General features: G+C 69.1%; 18 protein-coding genes. 10 read left to right on the forward strand and 8 right to left on the reverse strand.

Going from position 1 to position 20738, the window contains the following annotated elements:
* Positions 1-294: 294 nt before the first annotated feature.
* On the forward strand, positions 295-1989 hold the full coding sequence (ade, locus tag ICN82_RS18185) for an adenine deaminase (RefSeq protein WP_193185745.1): 1695 nt from the start codon (positions 295-297) through the stop codon (positions 1987-1989).
* Positions 1982-2659, forward strand: a complete 678-nt coding sequence (locus tag ICN82_RS18190) for a hypothetical protein (protein ID WP_193185748.1) — start codon at positions 1982-1984, stop codon at positions 2657-2659. Before ade ends, ICN82_RS18190 begins: the two co-directional genes overlap by 8 nt.
* Positions 2660-2665: 6 nt before the next feature.
* On the opposite strand, the gene ICN82_RS18195 is transcribed toward ICN82_RS18190, so the two are convergent.
* From ICN82_RS18195 to proS, 3 genes are all read right to left on the reverse strand, one after another.
* A complete protein-coding gene (locus tag ICN82_RS18195; RefSeq protein ID WP_193185750.1) occupies positions 2666-3733 on the reverse strand; it encodes a lysine-2,3-aminomutase-like protein in 1068 nt (355 codons plus the stop codon).
* A gap of 82 nt (positions 3734-3815) precedes the next feature.
* On the reverse strand, positions 3816-4526 hold the full coding sequence (gene aqpZ / locus ICN82_RS18200; RefSeq protein WP_193185753.1) for an aquaporin Z: 711 nt from the start codon (positions 4524-4526) through the stop codon (positions 3816-3818).
* Positions 4527-4670: 144 nt separating this feature from the next.
* Positions 4671-6011, reverse strand: a complete 1341-nt coding sequence (proS, locus tag ICN82_RS18205; RefSeq protein WP_193185756.1) for a proline--tRNA ligase — start codon at positions 6009-6011, stop codon at positions 4671-4673.
* Positions 6012-6375: 364 nt separating this feature from the next.
* Between proS and ICN82_RS18210 the strand changes: the two genes are divergently transcribed.
* The 4 genes from ICN82_RS18210 (at position 6376) to ICN82_RS18225 (ending at position 12124) form a co-directional block, all read left to right on the forward strand.
* Positions 6376-7503 carry an AI-2E family transporter gene (locus tag ICN82_RS18210; RefSeq protein WP_193185758.1) on the forward strand — a complete coding sequence of 376 codons (1128 nt, stop codon included), beginning with the start codon at positions 6376-6378 and terminating at the stop codon, positions 7501-7503.
* Entirely contained in the window at positions 7500-8255 is a 756-nt protein-coding gene (locus tag ICN82_RS18215) for a P-loop NTPase family protein (RefSeq protein ID WP_193185788.1), read from the forward strand. The genes ICN82_RS18210 and ICN82_RS18215 overlap by 4 nt, the downstream gene beginning before the upstream one ends.
* A complete protein-coding gene (locus tag ICN82_RS18220) occupies positions 8252-10474 on the forward strand; it encodes an RNA degradosome polyphosphate kinase (protein WP_193185785.1) in 2223 nt (740 codons plus the stop codon). Before ICN82_RS18215 ends, ICN82_RS18220 begins: the two co-directional genes overlap by 4 nt.
* A 123-nt stretch (positions 10475-10597) precedes the next feature.
* On the forward strand, positions 10598-12124 hold the full coding sequence (locus ICN82_RS18225; protein WP_193185762.1) for a Ppx/GppA family phosphatase: 1527 nt from the start codon (positions 10598-10600) through the stop codon (positions 12122-12124).
* 6 nt (positions 12125-12130) lie between these two features.
* Here the strand turns inward: ICN82_RS18225 and ICN82_RS18230 are convergent, their stop codons facing one another.
* Positions 12131-12811, reverse strand: coding sequence for a molecular chaperone DjiA (locus tag ICN82_RS18230; RefSeq protein WP_193185765.1), 681 nt, complete (start codon positions 12809-12811; stop codon positions 12131-12133).
* A gap of 113 nt (positions 12812-12924) precedes the next feature.
* On the opposite strand from ICN82_RS18230, the gene ICN82_RS18235 reads away from it, so the two are divergent.
* Positions 12925-13362, forward strand: coding sequence for a DUF4174 domain-containing protein (locus ICN82_RS18235; RefSeq protein WP_193185768.1), 438 nt, complete (start codon positions 12925-12927; stop codon positions 13360-13362).
* An 8-nt stretch (positions 13363-13370) separates the two neighbouring features.
* On the opposite strand, the gene ICN82_RS18240 is transcribed toward ICN82_RS18235, so the two are convergent.
* Positions 13371-13571, reverse strand: coding sequence for a hypothetical protein (locus tag ICN82_RS18240; protein ID WP_193185770.1), 201 nt, complete (start codon positions 13569-13571; stop codon positions 13371-13373).
* Positions 13572-13757: 186 nt separating this feature from the next.
* Between ICN82_RS18240 and ICN82_RS18245 the strand changes: the two genes are divergently transcribed.
* Together ICN82_RS18245 and speB are read left to right on the forward strand one after the other, a co-directional pair.
* Positions 13758-14507: a metallophosphoesterase gene (locus ICN82_RS18245; RefSeq protein WP_193185772.1), complete on the forward strand. Its 750-nt coding sequence runs from the start codon at positions 13758-13760 to the stop codon at positions 14505-14507.
* 78 nt (positions 14508-14585) lie between these two features.
* Complete coding sequence (speB, locus tag ICN82_RS18250; protein WP_193185773.1) at positions 14586-15545, forward strand: agmatinase; 960 nt, start codon at positions 14586-14588, stop codon at positions 15543-15545.
* A gap of 42 nt (positions 15546-15587) precedes the next feature.
* On the opposite strand, the gene ICN82_RS18255 is transcribed toward speB, so the two are convergent.
* Genes ICN82_RS18255 through ICN82_RS18265 form a run of 3 tightly spaced genes read right to left on the reverse strand, consistent with a single transcriptional unit; the run spans position 15588 to position 19974 of the window.
* Entirely contained in the window at positions 15588-16220 is a 633-nt protein-coding gene (locus ICN82_RS18255) for a hypothetical protein (protein WP_193185776.1), read from the reverse strand.
* Positions 16217-17809, reverse strand: a complete 1593-nt coding sequence (locus tag ICN82_RS18260) for a glycosyltransferase family protein (protein ID WP_193185779.1) — start codon at positions 17807-17809, stop codon at positions 16217-16219. The genes ICN82_RS18255 and ICN82_RS18260 overlap by 4 nt, the downstream gene beginning before the upstream one ends.
* Positions 17806-19974: an HAD-IA family hydrolase gene (locus ICN82_RS18265; RefSeq protein ID WP_193185782.1), complete on the reverse strand. Its 2169-nt coding sequence runs from the start codon at positions 19972-19974 to the stop codon at positions 17806-17808. The genes ICN82_RS18260 and ICN82_RS18265 overlap by 4 nt, the downstream gene beginning before the upstream one ends.
* Before the next feature lie 357 nt (positions 19975-20331).
* On the opposite strand from ICN82_RS18265, the gene ICN82_RS18270 reads away from it, so the two are divergent.
* Positions 20332-20738, forward strand: a 407-nt coding sequence (locus ICN82_RS18270) for an NAD(P)-dependent oxidoreductase (RefSeq protein WP_226898591.1), incomplete at its 3' end; no start/stop codon positions are given.

Below are 20738 nucleotides of genomic sequence, written 5' to 3' on the forward strand. Positions count from 1 at the left end.
CGCCGCGCGGCCAGCACCACCCGCGCCCCGCGCCGCACCAGCAGCCGCGCCGCCGCCGCGCCGATCCCGCTGCTGGCGCCGGTGACGATGACGCTGCGCCCTTCCATTTCCCCGGCCGTCTCCATGATGCATCCCTCCTGTTGCGGACCGGGCCATTGCGCCACGGATCCGCCCGGCCCGCGACCCGGATGCTGCGCAATGACCGGGGCCGCCGCCGCGCCGTCGGGGCATCTTTCCAAGCGCCGCGCGCTCTGCCATGGTCGCCCCCGAACGACCAGTGACGGAGTATCCCGCATGTCAGATCTCGACGCACGCATCGCCCAGGGCCGCGGCGACCAGCCCGCCGATCTGGTGCTCCGGGGCGGCAGGGTTCTGGACCTGGTCACCGGCGAGCTGCTCGACGGCGATGTCGCCATCTGCGGCGACACGATCGTCGGCATCTGCGACAGCTACGAGGGCCAGCGGATCATCGACGTCACCGGACAGATCCTGGTGCCCGGCTTCATCGACACGCATCTGCATGTCGAATCCTCTCTGGTCACGCCGATGGAATTCGACCGCTGCGTCACGCCGCGCGGCGTCACCACCGCGATCTGCGACCCGCACGAGATCGCCAATGTCCTGGGCGCCAAGGGCATCCGCTGGTTCCAGGACTGTTCGCGCCACCTGCTGATGGATCTGCGCGTGCAGATCAGCTCCTGCGTGCCCTCGACCCATATGGAAACCGCGGGCGCGCGGCTGGAGGCGTCCGACCTGCGGCCGCTGATGGGCCATCCCTCGGGGATCGGGCTGGCGGAGTTCATGAATTATCCCGGCGTCATCCATCGCGACCCGGCAGCGCTGGCCAAGCTGCGCCTCTATCAGCGCGGCCATATCGACGGGCATGCGCCGCTTCTGTCGGGCAAGGATCTGAACGCCTATGTCGCCGCGGGCATCCGCACCGAGCATGAGGCGACCAATGCGGACGAGGCGCTGGAGAAGCTCCGCAAGGGGATGCGCATCCTGATCCGCGAAGGGTCGGTCTCGAAGGATCTGGAGGCGCTGCAGCCGCTGCTGAGCGAACGGACCTCGCCCTATATGTGCCTGTGCACCGATGACCGCAATCCGCTGGATATCGACGAGCACGGGCACCTGGATTACATGATCCGCCGCCTGATCCAGCTGGGCACCCCGCCCCTGGCCGCCTATCGCGCCGCGACCCTGTCCGCGGCGGAGGCTTTCGGGCTGAAGGATCGCGGCCAGATCGCGCCGGGCAAGCGCGCCGACATCGTCGCCATCGACAGCCTGGAGGGCTGCCATGCGCAGCTGGTGCTGGCCGCAGGGGTGGAAGTAACCGAGACCGCCTTTGCCACGCGCACGCCCGTGGCGCCCATCGGCCGCCAGTCGGTGCGCGCCCCCGAGGTCGCGCCCGAAAGCTTCCGCCTGGCCGGGAATGCCGAGGCGACCGACGTGATCGGCATCCGCGAGGGGCAGATCCTGACCGATCACCTGCAGGAGACCATCGCCATCGCCGATGGCGACAAGGCCCCCGACGCGAAACGCGACCTGATGCGCATCACCGTGATCGAACGTCACGGCAAGAACGGCAACATCGCCAACGGCTTCGTCCGGGGCTTCGGGATGACGGCAGGGGCCGTGGCCTCCACCGTCTGCCACGACCATCACAACATCGCCGTCGTCGGCGCCGATTACGCCGACATGGCGCTGGCGGCGAACCGGCTGAGCGAGATCGAGGGCGGCTTCGTCGTTGCCAGGGATGGCGAGATCCTGGCCGAGCTGGCGCTGCCGGTCGCCGGGCTGATGAGCCTGCTGCCCTTCGAGGAGGTGCGCGACCGGCTGGTCGAGCTGCGCGCCGCCGCCGCCTCGCTGGGGATCACGCTGGAGGAGCCGTTCCTGCAGCTTGCCTTCCTCGCCCTGCCGGTGATCCCGGCGCTGAAGATCACCGACCGGGGCATGGTCGACGTGACGAAGTTCGAGATCATTGCGTAGCCTGCTGCTGATCGCGGCGCTGGCGCTGGCGGGCTGCGCGACGCGCCCGCTGACCGGGACCGAGACGGCGTTCCTCGCCACCACCCACGGGCCGGGGCTGGATGCCTCGCGGATCTCCCTCACCAAGGGCGCGATCATCGGGCGCTGGCCGATCACCCGGCCCGCGCGCCCCGCCGTCACCTGCCGCGAGAAGATCTGGCCGCCCGAGGAGGGCGAGGTGACGGGCCATGCGGCGGGGGTGACGGTCTTCGACCGGATCCTGATCGCGCGGCGGATCCATGCGGGCGACTACCTGCCGGACTATCCCGACACCCTGCCCCTGCCGCAGGCTATGTTCCTCGCCCATGAGGCCACCCATGTCTGGCAGTGGCAGCATCGCGCCACGACCGGCTATGCCCCCTGGAAGGCCGCCGCCGAACACGGGGTCAGCGACGATCCCTACCTGTTCGAGATCGCGCCGGGCCGCGATTTCCTGGATTACGGCTATGAACAGCAGGCCAGCCTGGTGGAGGAATATGTCTGCTGCCGCGCGCTGGATCCCGAAGGCGCGCGCACCGGCCGGCTGCGGGCGCTGCTGGCGCGCTATTTCCCCGGCATGGCAGATCACGAAAGCGCCCGCCGGATCGCCCTGCCCTGGAATGGCGTCGAGGCGAAAGGCATCTGCAGCTAGGCGCGGCTAGGATCCGCCGCGCTCCGGCACGTCCTCGTCATAGCCGTGCCAGTCGCCGCGGCTATCGCGCACCGCGTATCCGCCGCCCTCGCGGGGGACGATCCGCGCGGCCGGGATCGGCACCTTGCCCGCGCCGCCGGGCAGGTCCAGGACGTAATGCGGCTGGCACAGGCCCGAATGGCCCGCGCGCAGCGCCTCGACCACGGCCTGGCCCTCGGCGATGGTGGTGCGGAAATGGCCGGTGCCGCGCGCCATGTCGGCATGATGCAGGTAATAGGGCTTCACCCGGTTGCGCACGAGCCCCTTGAACAGATCGCCCAGCACCGCCGCATCGTCATTCACCCCGCGCAGCAGCACCGTCTGCGACAGCATCGGGATGCCGCGGTCGACGATCCGCGCGATCGCCCCGCGCACCTCCGGGGTCAGTTCCTCGGGATGGTTGGCATGCAGCACGACATAGACCGCCGGGAAGGCGCGCAGCGCCTCCAGCAGGTCCTCGGTCACCATCTCGGGCGCGACGGAGGGGATGCGGGTGTGGAAGCGCACGACGCCGACATGGCCGATCTCCGCCAGTTCCGACAGGATCGCCCGGATCCGCCGCGGCGACAGGGTCAGGGGATCGCCCCCCGAGAGGATCACCTCCCAGATGCGCGGATCGCTGCGGATGTAATCCAGCGCCGCCGCCAGGCCGTCCGCATCCAGCCCCCGCGCCCCCGGCCCCACCATCTCGCGGCGGAAGCAGAAGCGGCAATAAACGGCGCAGGTCTTCAGCACGTTCAGCAGCACCCGGTCGTCATAGCGGTGGACGACCCCCGCAACGGGCGCATGGGCCCCGTCGCCGATCGGGTCGTCCAGCTCTGCCGGGCTGTCGCGCAGTTCCTCGGCGGCCGGGATGTACTGGCGGGCGATGCCCTCCCCGGCCGTCCCGTCGCGCAGCGCGCGCAGGATGCCGGGCGTGACCGATACGGCATAGCGGTCCGCCACCTGCCGCAGCTCGGCGGAGACCTCGGGCCCGACCAGCCCCGCCTCTTGCAGATCGCCGAGGCTGCGGGCGCCCCGTTGCGCAGATGACATCGCCCTGCCCCTTTCCGCCGCATCCCCGCGGCCGGCCGCGGGAATGCCACCGGCCCGGGAGATCTTCAAGGGCCAGGGCGCGTCACTCGGCCGGGTGGGTCGCGCCGTAGCCGTCCTCCAGCCCCTGCCAGACCAGCGCCCCGATCGCGGCGCCGACCAGCGGCGCCACCCAGAACACCCACAGCTGCAGCAGCGCCGGGCCTTCCGCGAAGAGCGCCACGCCGGTGGAGCGCGCCGGGTTGACCGAGGTGTTGTCGATCGGGATCGAGATCATGTGGATCAGCGTCAGGGTCAGCCCGATGGCCAGCGGCGCGAAGCCCGCGGGCGCCCGCGCAGAGGTGGCGCCGAGAATGACGACCAGGAACACCGCGGTCAGCACGATCTCGGTGACGATGGCCGCGACCATGCCGTAATTCTGCGGCGAGGCCTCGGCGAAGCCGTTGGTGGCAAAGCCGCCGGTGCCCGCGAAATCCGCCTGTCCCGCGACGATGAAATACAGCAGCGCCGCCGCCGCGATGGCCCCCGCCACCTGCGCCAGCCAGTAGGGCGCCACGTCCTTGGGGTCGAACCGCCCCGCCAGCGTCAGCCCCAGCGTCACCGCCGGGTTGAAATGCCCGCCCGAGACATGGCCCACCGCATAGGCCATGGTGGTCACCGACAGGCCAAAGGCCAGGCTCACCCCCAGCCAGCCGATCCCGACATCGGCGATCCCCGCCGCCAGGATGGCGCTGCCGCAGCCGGCAAAGACCAGCCAGAACGTCCCCACGAATTCCGCCAAAACGCGACTGAACATCTTGAAATCCCCCCGATCCGCGGCCGTTCTGGCCGCCACGGTCCGAGCCTAGCGGGAGATCACGATAAATTCATACATTAAAATAGGCATGCGTCATTCCTGCCGGACGGGCGCGGCGCGGCCCCCGCCCGGCAAGCGATGCCGTCACGGATGGTCGCGATAGATCCCGACGATGCGCTGCACCGCCGCCTCGGGTGCCATCTCCTCGCTTTCGCCGGTGCGGCGCGAGGTCAGTTCGACCACCCCGTTCTTCAGCCCGCGCGGACCGACGGTGATCCGCCAGGGCAGGCCGATCAGGTCCATCGTCGCGAACTTGGCCCCGGCCCGCTCGTCGCGGTCGTCATAGAGCGGCTCCAGACCGGCGGTCCTGAGCTGGTCATAGAGGTTCTCGCAGGCCGCATCCGCCGCCGCGTCGCCCTGCTTGAGGTTGACGATGCCGCAATGGAACGGGGTGACGCCCTCGGGCCAGATGATGCCCTTGTCGTCGTGATTGGCCTCGATCAGCGCGCCCAGAAGGCGGCTGACGCCGATCCCGTGCGACCCCATGTGGACCGGCACCTTGTTGCCCTCGGCATCCTGCACCGTGGCGCCCAGCGGCTCGGAATACTTGGTGCCGAAATAGAAGATCTGCCCGACCTCGATGCCGCGCGCGGTGCGGCGGCGTTCCTCGGGGATGGCATCGAACAGCGCCGGATCATGGGTCTCGTCGGTGCGGGCATAGCGCGAGGTGAATTCCTCCAGCACGCCCGCGCATTCCTCGACGCTGTCATAGTCGATCACCCGGTCGCCGAAGGTCAGGTCGGTCACGGCGCTGTCATAGAACACCTCGGATTCGCCGGTTTCCGCCAGAACCAGGAATTCATGCGTGTCCTCGCCGCCGATCGGACCCGAATCGGCGCGCATCGGGATCGCCTTCAGCCCCATGCGTTCATAGGTGCGCAGATAGCTGACCAGGTGGCGGTTATAGGCATGCAGCGCCGCCTCCTTCGTCAGGTCGAAATTGTAGCCGTCCTTCATCAGGAATTCGCGGCCGCGCATCACGCCGAAACGCGGGCGGATCTCGTCGCGGAACTTCCACTGGATCTGGTAGAGCGTCAGCGGCAGGTCCTTGTAGGATTTCACGTAGCTGCGGAAGATGTCGGTGATCAGCTCCTCGGCGGTGGGGCTGAACAGCAGGTCCCGCCCGCCGCGATCCTTGATGCGCAGCATTTCCTCGCCATAGGCGTCATAGCGGCCCGACTCGCGCCACAGGTCCGCCGATTGCAGAGTCGGCATCAGCAGCGGCACATGACCCGCGCGCTCCTGTTCCTCATGGACGATCTGCTGGATCCGCTCCAGCACGCGGAAGCCCAGCGGCAGCCAGGAATAGATGCCCGCGGAGGCCTGCTTGATCATGCCCGCACGCAGCATCAGGCGGTGGCTGACGATCTGCGCCTCGGCGGGGGTCTCCTTCAGGACGGGCAGAAAATAGCGGCTCAGGCGCATGGGGGGTCCTCTTGGCAACGGGTCGCGCGGGTTTTCGGCGATTGCGCCGCGCTTGGCAAGGGACGGCCGCCGGCATCAGGGCCGCGGGCGCCGTCCCCCCGGAGGCGCGCCGGGGCGCGGCAGCGACAGGATGCAGGCGAGAAGCAGCGAACGCATGTCAGGATCCTCCCGGACGGAACGGGCGCAGACTGCCGCGCCCGCCCGGCGCTGTCAGGTCGGGCTTTCCCTGCGGTGGGAAATACCCGACCCGGCCGGCGCGACGGGGCTGCGGCGGAAACATCCCCTGCGCCGCGGCGAAACCGGCGCTATAGTCTCCCCGGGGGCCTTGCGGCCCGCCGGTAGCAGTCAGCGTTCGAGAGGTATCATGGCCCTGCCCGTCCAGACCCAGGCAAAGTTCTGGGGCACCGCCGCCATCGTCACCGGGCTGGTGCTGTGGATCCTCGGTCCGCAGCTTCTGCCCTTCGTCATGGGCGCGGCCATCGCCTATTTCCTCGACCCGGTCGCCGACCGGCTGGAGGCCTGGGGGCTCAGCCGCGCGCTGGCGGTCACGGTGATCTCGCTGGCGGGGGTGCTGGTCTTCGCGCTGTGCCTGCTGCTGATCGTGCCCGCGCTGATCAACCAGCTGACCTCCTTCGTCGAGGCGCTGCCGGGCTATGTCCAGGCCTTCCGCGACTTCCTGGCCGCGCGCTTCCCCGAGCAGCTGCAGGAGGGATCGGCGCTGCAGCAGAGCCTGTCCTCGGTGATCGAGACGCTCAAGGCGCGCGGCGGCGAGCTGCTCAACACCGCGCTCAGCTCGGCGATGAGCCTCGTCAATGTCATCACGCTGTTCCTGATCGTGCCGGTCGTGACCGTCTATCTTCTGGTGGACTGGGACCGGATGATCGCGCGGATCGACGAATTGCTGCCGCGCGACCATGCGCCGGTGATCCGCCACCTGGCGGGGCAGATCGACGCCACGCTGTCGGGATTCATCCGCGGACAGGGCACCGTCTGCCTGATCATGGCCGTCTACTACTCGCTGGGGCTGATGCTGACGGGGCTGAATTTCGGAATGCTGATCGGCACGCTGGCCGGGATCGTCACCTTCATCCCCTTCGTGGGCGCGATCGCGGGGGGCGTGCTGGCGCTTGGCGTCGCGGTGGTGCAGTTCTGGGACGCGCCGCTGATGATCGCGCTGGTTGCGGGGGTGTTCTTCCTCGGCCAGATCATCGAGGGCAATGTCATCACCCCCAAGCTGGTGGGCGACTCGGTCGGGCTGCACCCGGTCTGGCTGCTGCTGGCGCTGTCGGTCTTCGGCGCGATCTTCGGCTTCGTCGGGCTGCTGGTGGCGGTGCCGCTGGCGGCGATGATCGGCGTTCTTGTTCGGTTCTTCGTTGACCGCTACAAGACCGGACGACTCTATCTCGGCTACGAGGCCTCCGACCGGCAGCCCGCCACGCTGACCGATCCCGCCTCCATGCCCACCAGACAGGCCCCGCCCGACCCCAGATGACCGATCCCGCCCCTGCCCAGCTTGTCCTCGACGTGCATTCCGGCATCGTCGCCATGACGCGCGGCAGCTTCTTCGAGGGGCCGTGCAACACCGAGGCGCTGTCCGAGATCCTGACATCGGATTTCTGGGACGGGGGGGCGCGGGTGCTGACCGGCACGGCGCGGGTCGGCAAGACCCACCTGGCCCAGATCTTCCGGCACGAGACCGGCGCGCTGGTGCTGCGCGCCGACCGCCTGGCCGCCGACAGCGTGCCGCGCGCCGCCGAACGCGCGGCGGTGGTGCTGGAGGATGCCCACCGGCTGGGCGGCGACGCCATCCGCGAGCAGATCGCCTTCCACCTGTTCAACCAGGCCCGCGACCTGCGCCAGCCGCTCCTGGTGACGGGCCGGGGCGCGGTGCGCGACTGGGGCATCGCCCTGCCCGACCTGTCCAGCCGGCTGACCGCAGCCGCCCAGATCCGCGTGACCAATCCCGATACCGAGACGCTGCGCATGGTGCTGGTCAAGCTTTTTTCCGACCGCCAGCTTGCAGTTCCGCCCGGGACGGTGGAATATGCGCTGCATCGGATGGAACGGTCCTTCGCCGCAGCCTCGGCGCTGGTCGCCGCGCTCGATCGGGCCAATCTGCTCCGGAACCGGCGGATCGACCGCAGCATGATCCGCGAAATCCTGACACAAGAACAAGAGGGACCCGCTCCCCGAGGAGGCCCAGAATTTCCATCGCCTTTCCGCCCGCAGACCCGTCTGCCCTGAACTCGGCCGATTTTCTCAACAGTGATTTCCTGGAACCCGCCGAGCTGGCCGGGTTCGACCCCGAGGGGCCGCAGCGCTTCTCCAACCGGGAACTCAGCTGGCTGGCCTTCAACTGGCGCGTGCTCGAAGAGGCCGGCAATCCGTCCGTGCCGCTTCTGGAGCGGCTGCGCTTCGTCTCGATCTCGGCCGCCAACCTGGACGAATTCTACACCGTGCGCGTCGCGGGCCTGCGCGAGCTGGCCAATTCGGGAATCACCACCCCCGCCGCCGACGGACGCACCCCTGCCGAACAGCTGGCCCTGATCGATGCCGATGCGCGCAAGCTCATGCAGGAGCAGCAGCGCTGCTGGAACGGGCTGCGCCGGGAGATGGAGGCCGAGGGCATCGTGGTGGTCGACCGCAAGGGGCTCAGCGCCGCCGACCGCACGGTCATGGAACAGCATTTCCTGTCCCAGGTCTTCCCCGTGCTGACCCCGCTGGCGGTCGATCCCGCGCATCCCTTCCCCTTCATCCAGAATGGCGGCTTCGCGCTGGCGCTGATGCTGGAGCGGCGCAGCGACAAGCGCAACCTGCGCGCGCTGCTGCCGGTGCCGGGCCAGGTGCCGCGCTTCCTGCCCCTGCCCGCGGGCCGCAGCCAGCGCCAGCGCTTCCTGCCGCTGGAAGACCTGCTGCTGATGCATGTGGAACACCTGTTCCCCGGATATGACCTGATCGGCGACTGCGCCTTCCGGATCCTGCGCAACTCGGACCTGGAGGTCGAGGAGGAGGCCGAGGACCTGGTGCGCGAATTCGAGGTGGCGCTGAAGCGCCGCCGCCGCGGCGAGGTCATCCGCATGAAGATCTCGGCCGGGGCGCCCCGGGAACTGCGCGGGATGATCGTGCACGAGACCGGGCTGAAGGACGAGGAGGTCGTCGACATCAAGGGGATGATCGGCGTCGTCGACCTAAAGGAACTGGTGCTGGACAACCGCCCGGACCTGATGTGGCCCTCCTACACGCCGCGCGTGCCCGAACGGGTGCAGGATTTCGACGGCGACATCTTCGGCGCGGTGCGCCAGAAGGACATGCTGCTGCACCATCCCTATGAAAGCTTCGACATGGTGGTGCGCTTCCTGCAGCAGGCGGCGCGCGACCCGGATGTCCTGGCGATCAAGCAGACGCTCTACCGCACCTCGCGCGACAGCCCGATCGTGGCGGCGCTGTGCGAGGCGGCGGAGGACGGCAAGTCGGTCACGGCGCTGGTGGAGCTGAAGGCGCGGTTCGACGAGGCCGCCAATATCCGCCAGAGCCGAATGCTGGAACGCGCGGGCGTGCATGTCGTCTACGGTTTCACAAACTACAAGACCCATGCCAAGATCAGCTCGGTCGTGCGCCGCGAGGCGGGGCGGCTGGTGACCTATTCGCATTACGGCACCGGCAACTACCACCCGATCACCGCGCGCATCTATACCGATGTCAGCCTCCTGACCTGCGACGAGGCGCTGGGGCGCGACGCCACGCGGATCTTCAACTACCTCTCGGGCTACGCGAAGCCCGACATGCTGGAGAATCTCAAGATCAGCCCCTATTCGCTGAAGCCCTTCCTGCTGGAGGCGCTGGAGCGCGAGGCGCTGCATGCCGCCCAGGGGCGGCCCGCCGAGGTCTGGGCCAAGATGAACGCGGTGATCGACCCGGAGGTGGTGGACGCGCTCTACAAGGCCAGCCAGGCGGGGGTGAAGATCAGCCTGGTGGTGCGCGGCATCTGCGGCGTGCGGCCCGGCATCAAGGGCCTCAGCGAGAACATCCGCGTCAAGTCGATCGTGGGCCGGTTCCTGGAACACAGCCGCATCGTCTGCTTCGGCAATGGCGGCGGGCTGCCCTCGGACGCGGCGCGGGTCTTCATCTCTTCCGCCGACTGGATGGGGCGCAACCTCAACCGCCGGGTGGAAACGCTGGTGGAGATCCACAACGACACGGTGCGCGACCAGATCGTCGAGCAGATCATGGCCGCCAACCTGCGCGACGAGGCCCATAGCTGGGTGCTGATGCCCGACGGGCAGTTCAGGCGCCCCGAGGCCGCGCGCGGGCCCGGCGTCTTCAGCTGCCATGACTTCTTCATGCGCACCCCCTCGCTGTCGGGGCGCGGTTCCGCCGGGATCGGCGACGTGCCGCAGCTGACCCTGCCGCAGGACATCCGGCCCGGTCACGACCCCGACCGCGCGCCGCTTCTGCGCGAGTGATCCGGCCCCCCCCCGCCCCCGCGGCGGGGGATGCCCCTGCGTCGCAGGCGGGACGGCGAGGTTGCGCCGCCCCCCCGATTGCCCCTAGTTAGGCAACGGATTTGACATCATCGGAACCAGCACTTGTCACCTGATCCAGGCTTCTTCGGTCCGCCGCCGGTCGATCCGGCAGATGTTCACCGCCTCTCCCGCGTGGGGGTTGTCGATGTCGGCTCCAACTCCGTGCGGCTGGTCATCTTCGACGGGGCCGCGCGGTCCCCGGCCTATTTCTTCAACGAGAAGGTGCTGTGCGGACTGGGCCGCGACCTGGCCGAGACCGGACGGCTGAACCCCGAGGGCAGGACCCGCGCCCTGGCGGCGCTCAACCGGTTCCAGCGCATCGGCGACAGCCTGGGCATCACCCCGATGCTGGCCGTGGCCACCGCGGCGATGCGCGTGGCCGAGGACGGACCCGAATTCCGCCAGGAGGTCCTGGAGAAGACCGGCATGCGGCTGCGGGTGATCGACGGCGCCGAGGAGGCCCGGCTGGCGGCGCAGGGCGTCCTGCTGGGCTGGCCCGAAGCCTCGGGCCATGTCTGCGATATCGGCGGCTCCTCTATGGAACTGGCCGAGGTCGCCAATGGCGAGATCGGCTGGCGCGACACCTCCCCGCTGGGGCCGCTGGCGCTGGCGCGGCTCGGCTCGGAAAAGGCGGTGCGCCACCGCGTCGAGGAGCACCTGGCCCGGCTGCGCGAGGCCATGCCCGGGCAGCCGTCGCGGCTGTATCTCGTCGGCGGATCCTGGCGGGCCATCGCCAAGATCGACATGGTGCGCCGCGACTACCCGCTCCAGGTGCTGCATGAATACCGCCTGGATCGCGACAGCCTGCCCGCCACGCTGGACCTGATCGACAGCGCCGATCCCCAGCTGCTGCGCAAGCAGGCCGGGATCTCGGGGGACCGCATGGCGCTGCTGCCGATGGCGGGCCAGGTGCTGCGCGGGCTGCTGAAGGTGATGGAACCCGAGGAGCTGTTCGTCTCGGCCTACGGGCTGCGCGAGGGCTTGCTCTACGAGGAGATGCCCGAGGCGCTGCGCAGCGCCGATCCGCTGATCGAATCCTGCCGCCATGCCGAAACCACCTCGGCGCGCGTGCCGGGTTTCGGTCCCATGCTCTACGATTACGTGCGCGGGCTGTTTCCGGATGCCGACCGCGAGAGGCTGCGCCTCATCAAGGCGGCCTGCCTTCTGCATGACGTCAGCTGGCGCACCCATCCCGACTACCGCGCCGAGGTCTGCTTCGACTACGCGGCGCGGGCCAACATGGGCGGGCTGAGCCATTCCGAGCGGGTCTTCCTGGGGCTGGCGCTGCTGCACCGCTACAAGAACAGCCGCGCGGGCAGCCGCTTCGACGCGCTGCGGCCGCTGATCCGCGACGAGGATGTGCGCGAGGCCGAGATCCTGGGCCGGGCGCTGCGCTTCGCGGCGATGCTGACGCTGGGCGGCGATGCCGATATCGGGCGGCTCGACTGGGACCCGACTGGACGGCGGCTGGTGCTGCACCTGTCGGATCACACGCTGCCGCTTTTCGGCGAGGTCGCGCAGGCCCGGTTCCAGGCCCTGGCCAAGGCGCTGGAGGCCGAGACCGCGGTGCAGCCGCCGCCCGGCGGCTGAGACGGCTCAGGCGGCGCGCCCCGAGATTTCCTCCCAGGCGCGGTTGATCGCGATCAGCCGCTTCTCGGCCAGCTTCACGCCTTCCTCGGGCACGCCGCGGGCGATCATCCGGTCGGGATGGTTCTCGCGCACCAGCCGGTGCCAGGCGGCGCGGATCTCGGGGATGGGAGCCTGCGGATCGACATCCAGCACATCATAGGGATCGGGTTCGGCATCCTTGACGAAGCGCGCGCGTATCGCGCGGAACTCGCGCGGGCCCAGCTCGAAGATCGCCGCCACGCGGCCGAGGAAATCCTCCTCCTCGGGATGGAAGCTGCTATCGGCGACGGCGATGTGGAACAGGCCCTCCACCAGGTCGCGCAGCACCGGATCGCCCGCGCCGAACATGCCGCGCACGCGGCGGGCATATTCCTCGAACCCCGCCACGTCCTGGCGCGCCAGGTTGAACACCCGCGCGGCATTCGCCTCCTCCCCCGGCGGGATCAGGAACACCTCGCGGAAGGCGCGGACCTCGTCGCGGGTGACCTGCCCGTCCGCCTTGGCCATCTTCGCCCCCAGCGCGATCACCGCGATGGTGAAGCCCACCGACCGTTCGGGGGGCGTGCGCAGACGGTCGAACAGCCGCGCGAGCGGCTCGCCCGAGGCGAGGGCGGAGAGGGCTTGGGCGATGCGGGACCAGATCGACATGCAGCCGGTTTGCCCGCAACCGGCGCATCTTGCAATGTGACCAAGCGCATCCGCAGCCGATCTGACGCGGCTTTGTTCTTCGTTTCAGCCGCGGAACTTCCTATATCTGGGACATGACGCGCGCTTCCCGGCTTCTGGCCACCGCCTTCGCCCTGCTGCTTTCCGCAACCGCCGCCCCGGCTGACGGCATATTCGTCGGCGCCCCCGCGGAGCTGGACGGCTATCTCTGGGTGAAACGCCCGGTGGTGGTCTTCGCCGACACGCCGGACGATCCGCGCTATGTCCAGCAGATGGAGATGCTGCAGGCCCGGCCGGATCCGCTGGCCGAACGCGACGTGATCGTGCTGACCGATACCGATCCGGAGGCGCGCGGGCCGCTGCGCCGCGCGCTGCGCCCGCGGGGCTTCTCGGTGGTGCTGGTCGGCAAGGACGGCCGGGTGGAACTGCGCAAGCCCGCGCCCTGGGATGTGCGCGAACTGACGCGGGTCATCGACAAGCTGCCCCTGCGCCAGCAGGAGCTTCGCGAGGCGCGTCAGCCCGGCGCGGGCTGAGCCCCGGCTCAGTATCCCAGCACGTCATCCGACACGAGCCCGCCAAGCGCGCCCACGGAGGCGCCCAGCAGCGGCGGGACCCCCACCGGCCCCGACAGCAGCAGCCCCGCGCCGCCGCCCACCAGGGTGCGCTCCATCTCGGTCATCGAGGCGCAGCCACCGAGGAAAAGCACCGCGCCGCAAAGGGCCGCGGGAAGAAATCGGGTCATGTCGGGCATCCGTCCGTTTGTCTGCTCTTGCTTTGGTGCCGGAGCTTGCCGGCGGGCGGAGACCTGGCAAGCCCGGCTCGCGGCGCGGGGCCAAACCGGCGGAACATCGCCCGGCCCGGCACGAAAAGGGGATGACCTCCGGCCGCCCGGCCGCCTAGGCTGCAGGCGCAGCGCAACGGAGACCGCATGATCCGACACCTTGCCGCGCGGCTCCTGCGCCGCGCCCCGCCGCCCTGTCCCGCCGCGCCGCTCGTGGCGATCGGCGACATCCATGGCTGCCTCGGGGATCTCGAGGCGCTCCTAGCGCGCATCGGGGACTGGCTCGAGGCGGGGCCGCAGCTGGTGCTGCTGGGCGACCTGGTGGATCGCGGGCCCGACAGCCGCGGCGTGATCGACCGGGCCATGCGGCTCTGCACCGAGCATCCCGGCCCGGCCGAGGTCCTGATGGGCAACCATGAGCGGATGATGCTGGATTTCCTCGACGGGCACGACCCGCAGGGGCGCTGGCTGGCCGCGGGCGGGGCGGCGACGCTGGAAAGCTTCGGCATCGCCCCGCCCCCCCGCGAGGCCAGCGCAGATCCGGCGCGGATCGCGGCGGAGGCCCGGGCCGCCATCGGCGCCGAGAGGCTGGACTGGCTGGCCGCGCGCCCGCTTTGGCTGATCTCGGGCGATGTGGTGGCGGTCCATGCCGCCTGGTCCGTGCGCCGACCCGATCACCGGCAGGATCCCGCGCTGCTGCTCTGGGGCGATCCGGCCTTCTACCGCCATCTGCGCCGCGACCCGCCCTGGATCGTGCATGGCCATGTCATCACCCGTCCCGCCCGGGCCCGGGGCACGCGCATCGCGGTCGATAGCGGCGCCTTCCGGGGCGGCGGGCTCAGCGCCGTGCGGCTTCTGCCCGGGGCGGCGCCGGAATTCCGCAACAGCCTGGGCTGACCCGCCCCCTTGCCAGCGGGTGCGGAATTTCCCAGTCTCGCCCGGCCGCCCGCGCGGCCTGTCAGCAAAGGGTTCCCGATGTCCGCCACCGATTTCATCCCCGCCTCGGCCAATGCGCTGCCGCGCTATGCCGGGGTTCCCAGCTTCATGCGCCTGCCCCATCTGGGCGCGGATGACCCGCGCCTGGCAGAGGTGGCGATCGGCCTGATCGGCGTGCCCTGGGATGGCGGCACCACCAACCGTCCCGGCGCCCGCCACGGGCCGCGGGCGCTGCGCGATGCCTCCACCATGATCCGCGCGCAGCATCCGGTGACCGGGTTGCGCCCCTTCGAGGCGATGACCTGCGCCGATCTGGGCGATGTTCCCCCCAACCCCGCCAGCGTCCTCGACAGCCTGGAGCGGATCACCGCCTTCTATGCGCCGCTGGTGGCCATGGGCATCCGGCCGCTGACGGCGGGGGGCGATCACCTGGTGTCGCTGCCGGTCCTGCGCGCGGTCGCCCGCGACGCGCCTCTGGGCTTCATCCAGTTCGACAGCCATACGGACCTGTTCGACAGCTATTTCGGCGGCGAGAAATTCACCCATGGCACGCCCTTCCGGCGCGCCGTCGAGGAAGGGCTGATCGATCCGAAGCGGATGGTGCAGATCGGCATCCGCGGCACCGCCTACGACACCGAGGACCTGGATTTCGCCCGCGCCGAGGGCATCCGCATCATCCGCATCGAGGAGGTCTTCGCGCGCGGCATCCCCGACGTGATGGCGGAGGCGCGCGAGATCCTGGGCGAGGCCCCCGCCTATCTGAGCTATGACATCGATTTCGTCGATCCCGCCTTCGCCCCCGGCACCGGCACGCCCGAAGTGGGCGGCCCGACCAGTTTCCAGGCCCAGCAGGTGCTGCGCGAACTGGACGGGGTGAGGATCGCGGCGGCGGATCTGGTGGAGGTCGCGCCGCCCTTCGACAATGGCGGCATCACCGCCTGGCTGGGCGCCTCGCTGATGTTCGAGATCCTGTGCCTGATGGCGGCCGCTCCGGCCTGACCGGACCGGTGCGCGGCGCCGTCTGCGGGCGCCGCGCCCCCGTCACTCCTGGCGCGCCACGGCGGGATCGATCACGTAATCGGCCAGCTTCTTGTAGCTTTCGGCGGCCATGAAGCCGCGGAAATCGAACCGGTCATGATCCGGGACGATCCCCAGGGATTCGGCGAACTCGGCCAGGAACTCGGCCTTGTGACGTTCCGCCTTCTCGTAGGAGATCAGGATCGAGGGGCAGTTGCGCAGCGTGATGAGGTTGAGGTTCTTCTGCTGGCGCAGCAGGCATTGCTGCACCGCCTGGATCTGGCCGATCGGATGCCAGCGGTTCCAGCCGCGCCCGTTGGAGACGGGATCGCGGAACACGCAGACCAGGTGCGGATTGCGGATCTTTTCCCACAGATGGTCGATGTAGTCGGCGGCATGCGGGAATTTCCAGCCCCAGACCTGGTGGTTCTGGTTGTTCTGGTCGATCGCGTCGCGCATGTCCTGGACCGAGGGACCGTTGAACTGGAAGCTCTCCTGGTTGTCCTCGTTGATGTTCTCGCCCATGAAGATGCCGAGCGCGCGCATGACTCCGCCGATCATCGTCGTTCCGCCGCGCATGTCTCCGAAGACGATATAGGTCCGCGGCCCCTCGGTACGGGGATTGCCTTTGACGATCAGTGCCGAGGTTCTGCTCATGCTGCTTCATTCCTCTTGCCGCCCTGCATCGCTGCAAGGGCCGTAGCGATATGTTGGTCCATCGTTGGAAGCTCCGGGGGATTTGTCCAGAACGCCTCCAGCAGGCGCGGCTCGGCCACGATCCGCCCGAGCCTTGCAACAAAATCCTCGTGACTTCCAGACCGGAAAACGAATTCCGGATGCCGGTCCCAGAACATGCCCAGCCCCACCGTCGTGGACAGCAGGGACGGCGTGCCGAGGCACAGAAGCTCGTAGGCCACCTGGTTGTAGGTCTCGCGCCAGATCGAGGGCACGATGTTCAGGTCGATATCGGAGGCGATCCTGGCAAGGTCCTTGCGCTCGTAGCCCTGCACGACGCGCACATCCGCGAAACGTTCGGTCAGCGGCGTCAGCTTGCACAGCTCGTGATCGCCCAGCCGGGCATAGATCACCAGTTCCGCCTTCTCCTTCAGCACCGGCAGATCGGCCTTCATCAGCGCCTCGGTGATGAAGGGCAGCCCCTTGGACGGGATCCCGTAGCCGATGAAGGAAATCCGCATCCGGTCGCGCCGGGGTTTCGCCGCGGCACGGGCGCGCATCTGCGCGGGCGTGGCATGCAGATCCATCCCCAGCGGCGTCACCTGCACCTTCTGCGGCAGCATGCCAAGCCGGGTGATGGTGTCGGCCACCAGCTGCGAGACGCACATATGGCTGTCGAAGCGGTTCAGCAGGGCCAGGTTCAGCTCGCGCCAGGCGCGGTATTCGCCGGCCTTGCGCGCCACCGGCGCCAGAGGCCGCCCCGCCGGGCCGGGCCCCTCGGCGGCGAGATCCACCGACTGGAATCCCCGCCCGCGCGGTGCAGATCCGTCATCGCGCGAGAATGCCCCGCGCACCGAGCGGCGCAGATCCTTCAGGAAATAGCCCGTCGCCTGCGCGATCTTGAAGCTGCCGATCCCCAGCCCGAACAGGAAATTGCCCAGCGGCCGCCCCGAGAGCCGCGCGAATTCCAGCGACGTGCCGAAGCGCTGCGGCGCGATCAGCTGGTCGCGGCTGTGAAAGCCCGCGAGGCAGCCCTGGCATTTGCGCCCGTCCTCGTAATCCATGCAGTCGAACCGGTTCTGATGCAGCAGTTCGATCTGCGGGCAAAGCGGCATGTAATTGTGCCACATGTAGTGGAACCGGGTCTGCGGGAATTTCTCGCGCAGCGCCAGCACCTCCGAGGAAATCCCCTCCATCGAATGCAGCACCACGTCGTCGAAGGGCCCCTGCGCCGTCAGCACCTGGGCGAAAACCTTCGCCACCTCCGGGTCCGAGCGCCACAGCCCGATATCGTAGAACATGTCATGGGCGGGCGCCTTGACCGGCGAATTGAGGATGCGGAAGGTCTTCACCCCGCGATCCGACAGGATGTTCGGGGTCGGCTCGTAGCGCGGCTTGCGATTGGTATAGGTATAGTGGTGCCCGGCGCTGAGCACGGTGAACTCGTAGCCCGGATCCCCTGCCAGGCGGTCCAGCAGGTTGCGCAGATAGACCGAGACGCCGCCACCGCGGAATTCCGGGTCGTCGAACTGCGCCCAGTTGTAATGCAGGATGCGGCGCGGCGCGGTCATGGCTTCCAGTCCTCGAAATCCGTCCTGGTCCGGGCGAAATACCAGGCAAGCGCATGGTTCAGCACGCCCATATGGCTGCGCGACAGGCTGCCCTGGATCCAGTGGTCGTTCATCATCAGGTAGTTGATCTTGGCCCGGAAGTTGTTCGGCCAGAAATGCGGCGCGATCTCCTGCGCCTTGACCGTCTCCATGCCGCGTTCATGGGCGAGGCTGTTGATCGCGCCCACCTCGCCGCGGCGCGGATAGCCCACCAGCCGCACCATCCGGTCCTGCACGAGGCGGCGCAGTTCCTCCACCGTGCCCTCTCGCGCCAGCAGATCGCCGGCGAATTGCGCGCAGCGCCCGACCAGGGCGTGGCGCAGCCCCTCGATGCGGGCCCGTTCGGCGACGGTGAAGGCCGGGTCGCGGAATCTCGGCCGGATGCGGCCGCCCTGCGCCTCGAACCCGTCGAGCTTGCCCAGGGTCGGGTCGAGGAAGAAGGGCTCCAGCCAGGCATAGTTCAGGCAGGCCAGCGCCAGGTCGGTGCGGCGATGGTCCAGGATCCGCCCGGGCCCCATGGTGATCGAGGGATGCATCCGGCCCACATTGCCGGTGAAGAACCGGTTGGTGGCGAAGAACTCGAAGCCGATTTCGTCGGGGACCGGCAGGCCCATCCTCTCGCGCTTCTCCAGCGCGGGCGAGATCTGCTTTCCCCATGTGCCCGAGTACCCGATATCCACCAGCAGCGGGTTATGCGCGCGGAACAGGCCCTCCTGCTCCAGATAGCCGGTGACCAGCGCGGTCTTGCGATGCACCGAGGATTGCACGAGGCGGCGGAAATCGTCCCAGCCCCAGTAGAGGTCGCGGAACCCGTCGATGCCCATGTCGTCGCCCAGCCAGTCGACATGGCTGCGGGTCGCCTCCGACAGCGCGTGGAAATCGCTGTCAGACACACCGAAGATGCGGCGGAACCGGGCAAAGCTGAACTTCACCTCCGACAGGTACTCGGTGGTGATGTAGAGATAGTCGGAATCCGTGGGCGTGAAGCCCAGCAGCGCGCCGGTGGCGCGGCTGGTGGCCAGGGTGCGGAACTCCGCCTCCAGCGGATAGAGCGACGGCGCCGCGGCCACCATCGCCTCGGCGATCTCGCGGAAAATCGTGCCGTCGCGGGTCAGGAAGAACAGGTGCGAGGACCGCCGCCGCACCGCGCGGGTCAGAACGTCATGCACGAAAAGCGCGGCCGCGGGCGCAATGACCTGCGACACGACCCGGTCCAGCGAGGACAGGCTGCGCGGATCGGCCAGCCCGTGATCGCGGCGCAGCTCGCGCGCGCGCACGGATCCCGGACGCGGCAGCGCATGCAGTCCCGAGACCCGGCGGACCTCGTTCTCCTGGTCGTGATTGTAGTAATGCACCGAGCGGAACCCGCGTTCGCGCGGACGCACGCAGTCGTTGTTCCAGTTGTCCCCGACATGAAGGACCCGCTCGCGGGGCACGCCGCAGCGATCGGCCACCACCTCGAAGAGATCGCCGGAATTCTTGGTCCGTCCGAATTCCGAGGACACGATCAGGTCGTCGACATGACCGTCCAGCCCGTGCGCGGCGAGAACCTTGGCCAGCGAGGCGGCGGGCAGGTACATGTCCGACACCACGATCACCCGGCGGCCCAGCAGCTTGAGGTTGCGCAGCACCGGCGCCGCCTCGGCATTGGGCACGAGATTGGACAGTTCGATCCCGGTTTCCAGCTCGACCAGCCGGTGGGCCAGGCGCGCCCGCTCCGCCGGGTCGGCGACGAAGGGCGCCAGCGCGCGGGCGAAGATATCGCACAGCCTGGGCTCGTCGCCCTTGCCCGCCGCCTGCATCTGCCGCTTGAGCTGGAAGGAGCCGTAGCCGCGGCAGGCGCTCAGCGCGCGGAACACCTCTTCGCGCGGCGCATCCACCAGCGCCGCACCCAGCTGGGCCGTCTTGGCGAAGACCTGGTCCATGCACAGGTGTTCGCGGAAGAACAGGGTATCGAAGAAATCGAAGCTGACGACATCGACATCGGCGAATCCTTCGAGTTCGTGCAGCGAGAAGACATTGTTGTCGTCGCGCCCCAGCGGGCCGGGAAGCGAGGACAGGACAGTCTCGACCCGCCGGTCGAACATCGTTTTTTCGACCCAGCGGATCAGTCGGGTATCACTCATTCATCGTCACGCAGTCAAACCTGGGGGGCAACCGGGGGCTGCCGCGTCATCAAACATGGATTGCCGGCGGGATTCAACGCGGCCCGAACGCCGTCCCCCGCGACATGGAGCCCCTTGCCGGCCCCCGCCGAGAACTGCCCGGAATTTACGCAGCCCCGGAGGTTCCGCCGTCGCGCGGAGGCGATATCGCGGCGCCGCGGCATGCTGCCCTTGCCCGGACGGCCGAAGAGGCGGAAAGTGATCCATGCGGCAACGGCGCCGCGACTCCCCCCGAATGACCGGGCCAACGGCAAGGCTGCCCATGCTGTCGCGAACCGCGGCACCAGGCGGTCCCCCTTTGCTTTTCGAGGATGCGAGATGACACCCTTTCCGATGATGCTGTGCCTGGACGGCCGCCGCGTGGTGATCTGCGCCACCGGCCCCGAGGCGGCGCGCCTGGCCCGCCAGCTCCTGCCCGGCGGCGCCCGGATCGTGATCCTGGGCCCGGCGCCGGAGCCCGGGCTGGAAGATGCCGTCGCGGACGGGCGCGTCCGGCACCAGCCGCGGCTGCGGCCCGACACGTTCGAGGGCGCCGCCCTGGCCCTGATCGCCACGGGCATGCCCGAAACGGATGCCGCGCTGGTCAGGGCCGCGCAGGCGGCCGGGGCGCTGGTCCATGTCGCGGACCCGGCCCTGGCGGACGACGCCGGCCGGGCCGCGATGGTCCTGCAGTTTCCCCCCGCGCGCCCCGTCCCGGCCAAAGGGCCGCGCCCCGCGGCCGGGCC

It is taken from the genome of Mangrovicoccus algicola (assembly GCF_014903745.1).
In the GTDB taxonomy this organism is placed as follows: Bacteria; Pseudomonadota; Alphaproteobacteria; order Rhodobacterales; family Rhodobacteraceae; genus Mangrovicoccus; species Mangrovicoccus algicola.